The 14,130-nt window shown below is 56.9% G+C and carries 9 protein-coding genes; 7 read left to right on the top strand and 2 right to left on the bottom strand.

The features are described 5' to 3' along the window. Positions 1 to 255 precede the first annotated feature (255 nt). The 7 genes from LN244_RS02940 to LN244_RS02910 all read left to right on the top strand — a co-directional run bounded on the left by LN244_RS02940 (position 256) and on the right by LN244_RS02910 (position 10,960). Entirely contained in the window at positions 256 to 1,770 is a 1,515-nt protein-coding gene (locus LN244_RS02940) for an acetyl-CoA hydrolase/transferase family protein (protein WP_239041365.1), read from the top strand. A gap of 443 nt (positions 1,771 to 2,213) precedes the next feature. Further along, entirely contained in the window at positions 2,214 to 2,882 is a 669-nt protein-coding gene (locus tag LN244_RS02935) for a PAS domain-containing protein (RefSeq protein ID WP_239041364.1), read from the top strand. A gap of 57 nt (positions 2,883 to 2,939) precedes the next feature. Continuing rightward, a complete protein-coding gene (locus tag LN244_RS02930) occupies positions 2,940 to 3,803 on the top strand; it encodes an ATP-binding protein (protein ID WP_239041363.1) in 864 nt (287 codons plus the stop codon). After that, a complete protein-coding gene (locus tag LN244_RS02925) occupies positions 3,790 to 6,078 on the top strand; it encodes an ATP-binding protein (RefSeq protein WP_239041362.1) in 2,289 nt (762 codons plus the stop codon). Before LN244_RS02930 ends, LN244_RS02925 begins: the two co-directional genes overlap by 14 nt. Then, a complete protein-coding gene (locus LN244_RS02920; RefSeq protein ID WP_239041361.1) occupies positions 6,065 to 7,129 on the top strand; it encodes an HD-GYP domain-containing protein in 1,065 nt (354 codons plus the stop codon). The genes LN244_RS02925 and LN244_RS02920 overlap by 14 nt, the downstream gene beginning before the upstream one ends. Positions 7,130 to 7,302: 173 nt before the next feature. Next, on the top strand, positions 7,303 to 8,553 hold the full coding sequence (locus LN244_RS02915; protein WP_239041360.1) for an MgtC/SapB family protein: 1,251 nt from the start codon (positions 7,303 to 7,305) through the stop codon (positions 8,551 to 8,553). Between the two features lie 16 nt (positions 8,554 to 8,569). Continuing rightward, positions 8,570 to 10,960 (top strand): Lon protease family protein, encoded by a 2,391-nt coding sequence (locus LN244_RS02910; RefSeq protein WP_239041359.1) that lies wholly within the window; start codon positions 8,570 to 8,572, stop codon positions 10,958 to 10,960. 80 nt (positions 10,961 to 11,040) lie between these two features. Here LN244_RS02910 and LN244_RS02905 read toward each other — a convergent pair whose 3' ends face one another. Next, positions 11,041 to 12,672 (bottom strand): methyl-accepting chemotaxis protein, encoded by a 1,632-nt coding sequence (locus tag LN244_RS02905; protein WP_239041358.1) that lies wholly within the window; start codon positions 12,670 to 12,672, stop codon positions 11,041 to 11,043. 108 nt (positions 12,673 to 12,780) lie between these two features. Further along, positions 12,781 to 14,046, bottom strand: coding sequence for a pyridoxal phosphate-dependent aminotransferase (locus LN244_RS02900; protein WP_239041357.1), 1,266 nt, complete (start codon positions 14,044 to 14,046; stop codon positions 12,781 to 12,783). Between the last annotated feature and the right edge of the window lie 84 nt (positions 14,047 to 14,130).

Below are 14,130 nucleotides of genomic sequence, written 5' to 3'. Positions count from 1 at the left end.
GATGACATCGGTCTCACCGCCCCCATCAGCCTGACAGGAGGCAAGAGGTTGCTCAGTTTGCAACTCAGTTTCTACAAAACCGCAACAATGTCTACAATATTTTTCAAAAACTAGACTAAAGAACTATTACACATACCCTTACCAGCTCTCAAAACCCTCTAAATCACTGATAGAATGGCGATCCCACTATCTTGTACAAAAAACAGACACAAGTCTAAATCACAAGATTGTCAACAATATGACGTGAGATTGAATATGCCTGATACGTCACGAATCCTGTGCCCAGTACTCAGCCAGCGCATTATGAGTGCCGAAGAAGCGGCCGAGCTGATTCCGGCAGGTGCCAATGTCGGCATGAGCGGTTTTACCGGCGCCGGTTACCCAAAAGCGGTACCGGGCGCACTCGCTGAGCGCATCCGTCACCTGAACGCCGAAAATACCAAGCCCTTCCGCATCAACGTGTGGACTGGCGCGTCTACTGCGCCGGAACTGGATGGTGTTCTGGCCGAAGTGGATGGCATCGAGATGCGTCTGCCGTTCCAGAGCGACCCCATCTGCCGCAGCCGCATCAACAACGGCACCATGGATTACGTTGATTACCACCTTTCCGAGGTGTCCCAGTACGCCTGGTCCGGCTTCCTCGGCAAGATGGATATTGCTCTGATCGAAGTGGCCGGAATCCGTGAAGACGGCAGCCTGATCCCCTCCTCCTCCATTGGTAACAACAAGACCTGGATCGAGCAGGCCGACAAGATCATTCTGGAGGTCAACTCCAGGCAGAATGCCAAGCTGGAAGGGATGCACGACATCTACTACGGCACCGCTCTGCCGCCGAACCGCAAGCCGATCATGCTGACCGACCCGGCTGATCGTATCGGCGAGCAGTATCTGGCCTGCCCGCCGGAAAAAGTGATCGCTGTGGTGGAAACCGCCGCGCCGGATCGCAACTCGCCGTTCAAGCCGAGCGACGACGTTTCCAAGAAGATCGCCGGGCACATCCTCGAGTTCTTCAACAGGGAGATCGAGCTGGGCCGTCTGCCGAAAGAACTGCTGCCGATCCAGTCCGGTGTAGGCAACATCCCCAACGCCGTGCTCGAAGGCCTGGATGCCGGCCCCTACAAGGGACTGACCGCGTTCACCGAGGTGATTCAGGACGGCATGCTGAAGATGCTCAAGTCCGGCACCCTGAAGGTCGCGTCCGCAACCGCTTTCTCCCTGAGCCCGGACGGCATCAAGGAATTCGATGAAAACATCGACTTCTACCGCGACAAGATCATTCTGCGCCAACAGGATATTTCGAATCACCCGGAACTGGCACGGCGTCTTGGCGTCATAGCCATGAATGGACTGATTGAGGCGGATATCTACGGTAACGTCAATTCCACTCACATCATGGGTACACGAATGATGAATGGTATTGGAGGATCCGGTGACTTCGCCCGCAACGGCTACCTGTCGATCTTTGTATCACCGTCGACGGCAAAAGGCGGCGCTATTTCGGCGATAGTGCCAATGGTTTCTCACGTGGATCACACGGAGCATGACGTCAAGATTATCGTAACCGAGCAGGGTCTGGCAGATCTGCGTGGCCTGTCACCACGCCAGCGCGCCCACGAAATCATCAATAACTGCGCTCATCCGGACTTCCGTCCTGCACTGATCGACTATTACGAGCGTGCGCTGCACTCTGGTCGCGGCATGCACACTCCACACCTGCTTGAGGAAGCGTTGAGTTGGCACCAGCGCTACGAAGAAACCGGGCAGATGTAAGTTTTTTCTGATGCTCTAAGCCTTGAGCGCCCTTTGGGCGCTTTTTTTTGCTTTTCTTGATAGCCCCAACCAGAATTTCACCATATGACAATCCGGCTCTTGTCGGAATTCCCCCACTGATCCAAGAAAAAACCGTCAAGATCAAAACACTTACATTTACCATGTATATGAACTGTCTTAATATAGCGCCATCATTATAAACAAGCATATTTCCTGCATCATTTGCTTCGATCCCGGGTGCTCCCGCCCCCGGTAAAATGGTCACTGGATCAGTTTGGCGTCTGAGGCAGAATTTAATAGCCGTTATGGCAGAAGCACACCGGCTATGGCCGATGATAAAAGTAGTCCGACGATGCCTCTGCTCAAACTTCACAGAATCTTGCTGCTGATGACCGGAGCTGCAAGCCCAGCTCAAAACACCAGGAAAGTGCCAGACAACAGACATGATTGACATGATCAGGCCAGACGCAGGCTCCTCACGCTTTGAGTATGAGTGGGAGCGACAATACGCTGCACTCAACCACCACGCCATCGTCAGTATTACGGATGCTCAGGGACGTATTACATACGTCAACGACCTGTTTTGCGAAATCAGTGGCTACAACCGTGAAGAGTTGCTGGGCAAGACCCATAGCCTGGTGAAATCCGACGTTCACGATCCCGCCTTTTACCAGGATATGTGGCGCACCATCACCTCTGGCCAGCTCTGGAAGGGCGAAGTCTGCAACCGCCGTAAGGATGGCTCTTTCTATTGGGTCGAATCCACGATCACCCCTTTTATGGATGATCAGGGCAAACCCTATCAGTTCGTCTCTATCCGTACTGACATTACGCGAATGAAGGAACACGAGCGGGAGCTGATCGCCGCACGTAACGAAGCCGAGCGAGCCAACCGTGCCAAGTCCCAGTTTCTCTCCAGCATGAGCCACGAACTGCGTACCCCGATGAATGCGATCCTCGGGTTCGGCCAGCTCATGGAGTATGACAACGACCTTCCCACGGAGCACAAGGAGAGCGTGCACGAAATTTTGAAGGCGGGACGTCACCTGCTCGACCTGATCAATGAAATTCTCGATCTGGCCAAGGTGGAGGCCGGGCACTTGACCCTGTAACTTGAACCCGTCGAGCTGTCTGGCCTTGTCAACGAGTGCATTAGCCTTGTCTCCCCCTTGGCCAATACCCGCGACATCCGCTTAAACGTTCATAACCTGGAACGCGTTCGCGTGACCGCTGACAAGACTCGACTCAAACAGGTGATATTGAACCTGCTGTCGAACGCGGTGAAGTACAACCGCGATCAGGGTACTGTCACCCTTGAATGCGTTGCTACCAGGAACGAACGTGTCCGGCTGCAATTTACCGATACAGGGCGCGGCATTCCGGCAGAACAGCTTGAGAACCTTTTTCAGCCTTTCAACCGAATGGGCGCGGAAAGAACCGGTATCGAAGGAACCGGCATTGGCCTGACCCTTAGCAAGCAACTGATCGAATGCATGGGCGGCGCCATCGGCGCACAAAGCACGTTGAACCAGGGCAGCTGTTTCTGGATTGACATTCCATGGGACAGCCAGCCTCACAGCCTGAACAGCTCTGACAGTGAGCCGCAGAACACCCTGCCTGATGCCCCTGAGGGGATGACGAAAACCGTTCTTTATGTGGACGACAATCCCTCCAACATCAAGCTTATCCGTGGGCTGATAAGCCATCACAGCAGGATCAGACTGCTGGACGCGCATACCCCCGATCTGGGTCTAGAACTCGCCAGGCAACATCATCCGGACCTGATTATTCTGGATATCAACATGCCCGGGCTTGATGGTTATGAAGTGTTGAGCATTCTGAAAAGAACACCGGCTTTTGTTGAGACCCCCATCATTGCGCTCACCGCCAATGCCATGACCAAGGATATTGAAAAGGGGCTGAATGCCGGTTTTGCACACTACCTGACCAAGCCTCTGAACGTCCCTGCCTTTTTTGAAGTGATTGAGACGATACTCGGCCTCGACAAGGAAAAAGAGCATGGCCCGGTCTGATTTTGCCCGAGCAGTTCGCATATTACGGATCGAAACACTGTCTCGCTCCACGCTCGGGTTGTTTTGCGCAATTTTCCTCTTGCTGACGGCTTTGCTGCTGGCCATCGGCTATCCGATCCTGCAGGCTTTTGAAGCCCAGCGAAACAAAGCCCTCGACATCTTGCACCTGCACCACCTGGAAGAATCCAAACAGCTGGTTCAGTCCGAACTGAGACGCGCTGCCGATGACGCTTTGCTGTTGGCTCATTTGCCGGCCCTGACCACCTTTCTGCATCAGCCCACCCCCGAACACAAAGCCCGCCTGGAGAATTTTTTCGAACTCTTGTCGAACAGACTGGGCACCTATGCCCAAATTCGCTTTATTGATCTTCAAGGGCAGGAGCATGTTCGGATCGATCATCAGGACGGTGTCGCCTTCGCCGTTGCCGAAGACCAGCTGCAGGATAAATCTGGTCGTTATTACTTCCAGCAGTCCCGGGCGCTGCCAGCCGGTAAGGTGTTTATTTCCAAGGCTGATCTGAACGTCGAACATGGTCAAATTGAGATTCCGTTCCAGCCGATGATTCGTATCGCCACGCCGGTGTTTGATGGCCGCAATGAGCGCCGCGGGGTTCTCGTCATCAACTACCGACTGGAAGAGATGCTTTCCCACATTCGCGATCGCTTTGCCCTGATACAGCAGGGAACCGCGGTGCTGATCAGCCATGAAGGGGACTATTTGATTGGCAGCTACCCCGGCCATGAATGGGGGTCCATACGCGACCGGGCAGATCTCAACTACCAGCAGGATCATCCTGAGGTATGGGCCCAGCTCCAGCGCGCCACTCACCAGCCAATTGTGACACCCGTTGCCAACGTTCTGACGCTGGACATACCGCTGCTTGAAGTCATGCCGGGCACTCACGCACTATCCGTTGAGTCTGTCATCTCACCGGAGCTGATACGGTGGACGGCGTTGGTTCACCGTCAACCCAGGCATACGCTGGGTACGACGTTCCAGTCGGTAACCAGCTGGTTGACGCTGGGCTTTACCCTGCTCCTGCTCGCCCTGATCGCCTGGCTGTCGGCGTCACGTATCGTCAGCCGCCACCTCTATATTGAGCATATGGCCGCAGCCGCACGGGAGGCGGAAGCAGCCAATCTGGCCAAGAGCCGTTTTCTGGCCAACATGAGCCATGAACTGCGCACCCCGATGAATGCGATTCTTGGATTTGGCCAACTGATGGAATACGACCGCAACCTGGCACCCGAGCACAAGGAAAGCGTTCACGAAATTCTTACCGCCGGCAATCACCTGCTGGAACTGATCAACGACATTCTCGATCTGGCCCGGATTGAGTCGGGACGCATGGTACTGTCGTTGGAGTCGGTTTCAATCGCAGACCTTGTCGATGAGTGTACTCGCCTGATTCGACCGCTGGCTGACCAGCAGCAGATTCGCATCGAGACATTACCGCTGACTTCCCGTCATGCCATGGCCGACAGGACTCGACTGAAACAAGTGATTCTGAACCTGCTGTCCAATGCGGTGAAATACAATCGCGAGCAGGGGCTGGTCAGAATCAGCGGCCAGATGCTCGAAAACAACCGATTCAAACTGAGCATTCAGGATACAGGTACCGGTATCTCCACCGAGAACCTGAAGCAGTTGTTTCAACCCTTTAACCGGCTGGATGCAGATCACTCCGGTATTGAAGGAACCGGTGTCGGCTTGACGCTGGCGAAGCAACTTATGGAACTGATGGACGGTACCATCGGCGTGCACAGCACCCCGAACGAAGGCAGCTGTTTCTGGATTACCTTATCCCTGGACAGCGCAGAGGATTCACCCACCGCTGAGGACATCACGGAGGCGCTTGTCGCCAAGGATACAACGCCCATGAAAACCATTTTGTATGTTGATGATAACCCCTCTAACATCAAGCTGTTACGGGGACTCATGAACCGTCTGAAAGATGTCGTCATGCTGGACGCCCATACCCCCAGCCTGGGATTGGAGCTGGCCAAACAACACCAGCCGGACCTGATCATACTCGACATCAACATGCCCGAGATGGATGGCTACGAACTGCTTCAACTGATGAAAAAAGAACCGACACTCATGCATACACCGGTGATGGCATTGACGGCCAACGCCATGCACAATGACGTCGAAAGAGGCCTTGAAGCCGGCTTTGACAGCTACCTGACCAAACCTCTTGATGTAAAAATACTGCTTGAAACCACCGAGCAGCTCTTAAATATGAAGGGAGAAAACCCGAATGTCTCTCAATAACACGCTCACCCACTCCCGCATACTGGTGGTGGATGACGAGCCGGTCAATCTGCGGCTGGTCGAGCGCGTTTTGGCACTGGAGGGATACGACGGGCTCTCCCTGATCAGCGACCCTCGTCGGGCTGTCGAGGAGTACCAGCAGCACCGCTTTGACCTGGTACTGCTGGATATCAATATGCCGGGGATGGATGGATTCGAAGTGCTGGAGGCCATCAAGGCGCTGGAGCCCGAGATGCTGCCGCCGGTCATCATGCTGACCGCGCAGCACGACAAGTCTTTCCGCCTGAAAGCCCTGTCGATGGGTGTGCGTGACTTCATCACCAAGCCCTTCGACCGTGATGAACTGCTGATGCGTGTTGGCAACCTGCTGCAACTGCAGATGGGCCTGCGCATGATCCATGACCAGAAAAACGTGCTGGAAGAGCTGGTGCAACAGCGCACCGAGGAGCTTTACAACAGCCGCCTCGATCTGGTGCAGCGACTGGGTCGTGCCGCCGAGTACAAGGACGAGGAAACCGGCAGTCATATCCTCAGAGTCAGCCATGGTGCCGCGTTACTGGCCAGGGCTCTGGGCTGGGATGATGAGCAGATCAAGCTGATCTTTAACGCCTCCCCCATGCATGACATCGGCAAGCTCGGCGTCCCGGACGCCATCCTGCGCAAGCCAGGCCGGCTGACGCCCGAAGAGTTCGACCAGATCAAGCTGCACACGCTGATTGGCGCAGAGCTGCTGGATGGCGCCAACGAAAATGACCCGCTGCTGCAGATGGCCAAGAGCATAGCGCTCTCACACCATGAAAAGTGGGATGGCTCCGGCTATCCTCTGGGGCTTGCCGGAGAAGCAATTCCGATTGAAGGGCGTATCGTGGCGATCGTCGATGTCTTCGATGCGCTCACTTCAGAACGCCCCTACAAGAAAAGCTGGTCAATCGAGGACGCTGCTGCGCTGATTCGGGACAACCGTGGCAAGCACTTCGACCCCGAGCTGGTCGATCTTTTCTTCGCCCACTTCGAGCAGATCTGCCAGCTGCGCCAGCAGTTCAGCGAATAAACCCACTGCCAGAATCTTACCGGTGCGTTCAGGGACAATCGTCCCCTGAATGCCCGCTGATTTTTCTTCCCCACAATTGCCACCACTTCCGCACGGAACCTGCCCGGTACAATTATTCTGTTCTAATCTGATAGGCTTGAAGTATCGCGTCGAACAGCCCTGGCGGAGGCGTTATGGACAACTCTCAACTACTGCATGTACTGGTGGCGCTGGCATTGGGCATGCTTATCGGCCTGCAGCGCGGCTGGCATGAACGCAACATTCGTGCGGGCGGACGCATTGCCGGCATCCGCACCTTCGGTCTGCTTGCGGTCACCGGTGCCCTGACCGCTGTCCTGTTGCCGACTCTGGGGCCGGGCATCAGCATTGCTATCGGCATCGGTATCACCCTGTTGCTTGGTCTGGCGCACTGGCTCGACTCCAGCGAAGACCATGACTACGGCATGACCACCGTGATCGCCGGTATCGTTACCTATCTCATTGGTGTTATTACCCTAGTGGGCGATCTCAAACTGGCCGTTGCAACGGCCGTGATGACCACCATCGTGCTGCATTTCAAGCAGACCCTGCATCACGCCCTGGAGCACCTGAGCGACTCCGAAATCCGCGGCATTCTCCAACTCGCCCTGATTTCAGCCGTGCTCTTGCCGGTATTGCCAAACCAGTCCTACGGCCCCTGGAATGCCCTCAACCCCTATGAAATCTGGTTGCTGGTGGTGCTGATCGCAGGGATCAGCCTGACCGCCTACTTTGCCATGCGCCTGACCGGGCCAGACAAGGGCATCATGATTACCAGCCTGCTGGGCGGTCTGGCTTCCAGCACGGCGCTGACCCTGAGCCTGGCACGGATGAACGCGCATCTGCCCCTGCCCCGCTTGCTTGCCTGCGGCATCCTGCTGGCAGCTGCGATCATGTATCCTCGCATTCTGCTCGAAGTCGCCGTGGTCAACCCGGGCTTGCTGCCCGACCTCTGGCCACCGATGCTGGCGATGACACTGGGCTGTGCAGCCAGCGCCTTCTGGCTTTGGCATCGCAAGGAGCCGTTCGGCTGTATTGATGCCAGCAAGGTAACGGCTCAACCCTTTCAGTTACTGCCGGCACTCCAGTTCGGTGCCCTGCTGGTGGTCATCATGCTGATTGCGCATGGCATTCAGGCACACATGGGAGAACAGGGGCTTTGGCTGGTCGCCATCGTTGCGGGTCTGACCGACGTTGATGCCATTACGTTGACGCTGGCGCGCATGTCGATTGACGGTATCGCCGCCGATACCGCGGTGACCGGCATCACCCTGGCAGCCATCACCAACACTCTGGTCAAGGGTGGACTGGCCTTCTTCGCCGGACACTGGAGTTTGTGCCGCTCTCTCTGGCCCGGCTTGACCCTCGCGATTCTGCTGGCCCTGCTAACCTTAAGTCTGATCTGATCTAAAGGGATACGTCATGGACACGCCGCTCACCCCCGAACAGTTACGCCACAGCTGTGATCTTTCCGCTTTCGGTATTTCGTCCACGGCAGATATCACGCCCGATTACTCGGCACTGGGCCAAACCCGTGCCATGGATGCGATCCAGTTTGCCATCGGCATGGAGCACCAGGGTTACAACCTGTTTGTCAGTGGCTCCACCGGCGTTGGCAAGCGCGAACTGGTCTCCCGCATCATCAGCGCCGAGTCAGCCAGCGGCGAAGCCCCCAGTGACTGCTGCTATATCCACAATTTCGAGCGCCCCAACCAGCCTTGCGTCCTCATCCTGCCACAAGGCACCGGGCATCGGCTGCACATGGACCTGCGCAAACTGATCGAGATCCTGATGGTGCGGATACCGGCTCAATTCAAGAGCGACGAGTACCGCAACCAGTTGCAGGCGCTGAACGATGAATTCCAGCAACGCGAAGAGATGAGCTTCAAGGCGCTGGGCAAAAAGGCACACGAGCTTGGCATTACCCTGCTGCGCACGCCGGGCGGCTATACTCTGGGTCCCATTCGGGACGGCAAGTTGATGACCCCGGACGAGTTCAAGCAACTCCCCGAGGAAGAGCGAGAACAGATCAAAAGGGCGATCGACACCCTCAATGAGGAGTTGACCGAGCTGATTCATGAAGTTCCGAAAATGCACCAGGAGCATCAAAGCCGTATCCGTGAACTGGAACAGGAAACCACCCGGGGCGTGATCGACCCGGCGCTGAACAACCTGCGCCAGACCTATGGCGGGCATGCCGGGGTGCTCGACTTTCTGGACACCATTCATCAGGACCTGATCGAAAACGTAGACGATTTCTTTCCGTCCGAAGAGGAGGAACGGGCTCCGCTGCACAAGCGGGCTCGCTCGGCCAAGTTCCGCCGCTATCAGGTCAATATGCTGGTAAGCCAGAACCACAACGGCGGCGCACCGGTGGTATTTGAAGATATTCCAAGCTACCAGAACCTGATCGGCCGTATCGAATATGAAGCCCATTTCGGTACGCTGACGACCGACTTCAGCCTGATTCAGCCCGGAGCCCTGCACCGCGCCAACGGTGGATATCTTGTCGTTGATGCCCAGAAACTGCTGACCTTTCCCTTCGCCTGGGAGGGACTCAAGCGCGCCCTGCGCAACCGCGAACTGCGCATCGACCCGCTGGAAAAGATCTACGGCGTCAGCGGCACCCGCTCGCTGGAACCTGAACCCGTGCCACTGGATGTCCGCGTGATTCTGATCGGTGACCGCCGCCTCTACTATCTGCTCAAGCAGTATGATCCCGAGTTCACCACCCTGTTCAAGGTCTACGCCGACTTCGCCGAGGGCTTCGACCGAGACCGGGCAAACCTGGAAAACTATCTGGGACTCATCACCATGCTGATTCGCGAGGAGGGGCTGGCCCACTTCGATCTCAGCGCACTGGAAGCGGTGGTCGAACACAGCTCCCGGCAAATGGACGACAGCCAGAAACTGTCACTGAATCGAGGCCAGCTGATCGATCTGCTGCGCGAGTCCAGCTTCTGGGCACTGCGTCAGGGCGCATCTCAGGCATCACGTGAGCATGTCCACAAGGCCATCGTTCAGCAGCGTTACCGCAGCAGCCAGTTTTCGGAACTGCTTCAGGAGCAGATCGAAAGAGGGACGTTGATGATCAGCACCAGCGGCATGGCCATCGGCCAGGCCAATGGTCTGGCGGTTTACCAACTCGGCGATCAGCGCTTCGGCAAGCCCAACCGGATCTCAGCGACCGCCCGCATGGGAAGCGGTCGCATGCTCGACATCGAGCGAGAAACCAAGCTTGGCGGGCCAGTGCATTCCAAGGGCGTAATGATTCTGGCCGCCTGCATCGGCAGTCGATACGCTCGCAACCAGCCCCTCTCCCTGAACGCCAGCCTGGTGTTCGAGCAATCCTACGGCCCGGTAGACGGTGACAGCGCATCGGCAGTTGAACTCTGTGTGCTGCTGTCGGCCATCTGCGGATTGCCTCTGAAACAAAGCTTCGCCGTGACCGGATCAATTAATCAGCAAGGGGAGGTCCAGGCCATCGGTGGGGTGAACGAGAAGATCGAAGGCTTTTTCGAGTTATGCGAGGCGCGCGGGCTGGACGGCAGCCACGGGGTGATTATTCCGGCGGCAAACGTACCACACCTGATTCTGGACCCATCAGTGGTGGATGCCTGCCGTGAAGGACGCTTCGCCATCCATGCTGTCAGCACACTTGATCAGCTGATTAAGCTGCTGTTTGACCGCGACGCCGGACGTGCCGACAGCGACGGCCGCTACCCACCGTCCACCGTCAACGGGATGGTGCAGCTGCAGCTTGCCGACTGGGCAGAGCAGGCCCGCAAGCTGAACGGCAAAGGCGACGACTGAAAAGGGAAGCAGACCGATCAATGACGGGCCCGCACCTGAAGGCCGGTGTAACACCGGCCTGATCAGATAAAGCAACAGAATCAGGTGCGAAAGTGCACCACCCTATCGTGCATTTCTGCCGCCAAACGAGCAAGTTCCTGGCTTGCGGCGCTGGTCTGGTTGGCACCCGCGGCGGTCTGTGCCGCAAGATCACGGATATTGATCAGATTTCGATCCACTTCTCGTGCAACCTGTGTCTGCTCTTCTGCCGCACTGGCGATGATCAGGTTACGGTCATTGATCTGACTGATGGAGCCAAAGATTTCCTCCAGTGCCGAGCTCACCATCCCGGCGCCAGACAGGGTGCGCTCGGCGGAACCACGACAGAGATCCATGGCACGAATCACGCTGTCGGTACCCTGACGCATATTTTGAATCAGCTTCTCGATCTCAGTCGTCGATGCCTGGGTTCGTTGGGCAAGTGTACGCACCTCGTCGGCAACGACCGCGAACCCGCGCCCGGCCTCACCAGCCCGGGCAGCTTCAATCGCCGCATTCAGTGCCAGCAGGTTGGTCTGCTCGGCCACATCATGAATCACATCGAGGATCTGGCCAATATTGCGACTGTTTTCTGCCAGTTGTGCAACCTGTGACGAGGTTTGTTCCACACCTTCCACAACCGCGTGAATATCGCCCACGGTGGCTTGTACACCACGGCGACACTCGGCGGCCAGTGCGTTAGATGCCTGAGAAGCCTCAGAGGTACTCAACGCATTATTGGCCACATCGTCTACCGCCGTGCTGAGCTCGGTAATAGCCGTGGCCGCCTGTTGCAGCTGATCGCTCTGTTCCTGCAGCCCGCGCTGGCTCTCGTCTGTTACCGCACTGAGTTCTTTGGCAGCTGCGGCCAGCTGGCTGGAGGACGCCATCAACGCGCGGATCATGTTGCGTTTGGCCTGCTTCATTTCGTGCAGCGATTTGAACAGGTCACCAATCTCATTCCGGCTTGAGGTATCAATATCCTGAGTCAGGTCCCCCTGCGCCATCATCCGGAAATGCGCCTGCGCCAGCTGCAGAGGCGCGGTCACATAACGACGGACATACCAGAGACTCCCGGTAACCAGCAACAGCGACAACAGCGTTAACCCCACGGCCCCAAAGATTGACCTGTCATAGGCCGACTGCGCCTGCACCATGCGCACACGACGATCCTCTGCCTGCACCCGCTGAAAATCGAGCAGTGCGGCATAGTAACCCTCACTGGCTTCGCGCGCCTTCAGGTTCGCCGCCAGAAAAGCACTGCGGTCACGACCGTTCAAGGCAAGGTTCAACTGCTGGATTGCTTGCTGGAACTGCTCAAAACGAGCCGACACCTGCCGTGCTATCGGGGCGGTAGCCGGAGACGTTTCAGCCTGCTGGAATGTCCGGAAGGTATCCGCCGCTTCTTGCGCGAATCGCTTCGAAGCATCGTGACTGTGCCTCGCATTCTCCAGATTGCCGTTCTGATACTCTGCCTCGGCACCAATCACCGCCAGGCGCGCCCGCAGAACGGTGATCAAAGTGTTGGTCACCGGCACCGTCTGGGTTTCGGTGATTCGATTCAGCTGGGTCAGTGCCTGGTGAGCCTCTCTGGCCGTCCACCAGGCAGTGACACTGATCAGAACCAGGAGACCGCTGAACACCAGAAGAATGAGCAGCAGCGCGGAGCGAATTTTGACATGTTTGAGTTCCATGGGAGCCTTATTGAAACCGTCATTCTGACTTTGCGAAAAAGAGCGCAATCTTCTCGCATTTGCAGAATCAATAAGACACCCAAAACCGGCAACTCTGAGTTGCCCAGTTTACGCCACGGCCAGGTTGCTTTCGCTCAGCCAGCTGGCAATGGCCTCAAGTCCATCCATGACCGGCTTAAAAATCTCCACCAGCTCGGCCTCTGTTGCCTGCAGGGCTGCAGCCCCATCGAAGTTGACGTAGGAGAGACGAGCAACCAGCTCCTGCTCAGGCATGCCGAAGGCCGTGCCCGGCAACAGAGCCACCCCCGCTTCCTCGAGCAGCCGACTACAAAGCTGGTTCGAAGTTGAAATACCGGAAGCCTCCAGCCGCTTGCGCCAGTGCCCAAAGTCAGGGAACAGATAAAACCCGCCTTCGGGAGATGCTGTCAGGACCCCCACCTGGTTAAGCCGGTCAGCAGCCTGCTGGCCGAGCTGAGACAGTATCTGCCGTTCACGCTGGACATAGTGTTCCACTTCCGGCCCAAAACGATATGCCTCGGCAGCGGCCTGCTGAACCGGCGCGGCCACACACGACCAGGTTTCGGAGGCTACGCCCAGCAACCGTGGCAGCAGGTTGTCTGACAGTGCTTCAGGCACATGCAGGACGCCAAGACGCCAGCCACCGGCACCACACCATTTGGATAAGCCGCCGGTGACCAGGGTACCTTCCGGGTAGTATCGCGCCAGAGAGCGATGCTCACCGCGGTGGTGCAACATGCCATAAATTTCGTCACTGATGACCAGTACACCATAGCGACGCATCACCGCTGCAAGCTCACGCAACTGCTCCTCGCTGTAGGTGGTCCCGCTCGGGTTGCCCGGGTAGTTCAGCACCAGCAACAGGGGCAGCTCCGGGTTTTCTCGTGTTTCACAGAAGGCCTCCAGCATTGCCGGGGTCAGCCGCCACTCGCTGGCCGCGTCAGCCTGCACACGTGACACCTTATGGCCAGCCAGTTTTGCCTGGGGCTCATAGGATACCCAGCTGGGGGATACCAGCAGTACCTCAGCCTGGGTGAAGGCAGCCATTACCGCGTAGATCAACAGCTTGCTGCCGGGCCCCACCAGCACCCGCTCCGGCTGCCAGTCAACTGCATCCTGCTGGCGATGAAAGGCCGCGACGGCCTCACGCAAGGGTTTCCAGCCCTGCACGGGCAAATAGGCCTTCTCATGTGCCTGCTGACGCAGCACTTCAGTCACCCCTGCCGGTACCGGAAAGGGCGACTGGCCAAAGCCGAAACGGTAGACCTGACGGCTGGCCGCCAGCTGGTCGGAAAGTTCATTGATCAACAGTGTTTCTGAATGGTTGATCGGACGAAGATAGGCATCAATGGACATGGTCAAGGGTTCCTGTGGTGAATCCATGTGCAATACTATGGATCAAATAAAACTCGTTTCAATTTGACCGATCAATTTGGAAAT

The sequence above is a fragment of the Marinobacterium sediminicola genome (assembly GCF_022343685.1).
In the GTDB taxonomy this organism is placed as follows: domain Bacteria; phylum Pseudomonadota; class Gammaproteobacteria; order Pseudomonadales; family Balneatricaceae; genus Marinobacterium; species Marinobacterium sediminicola.
The sequence above is the reverse complement of the archived record's forward strand: the minus strand, read 5'-3'. Positions and strand labels throughout refer to the sequence as shown.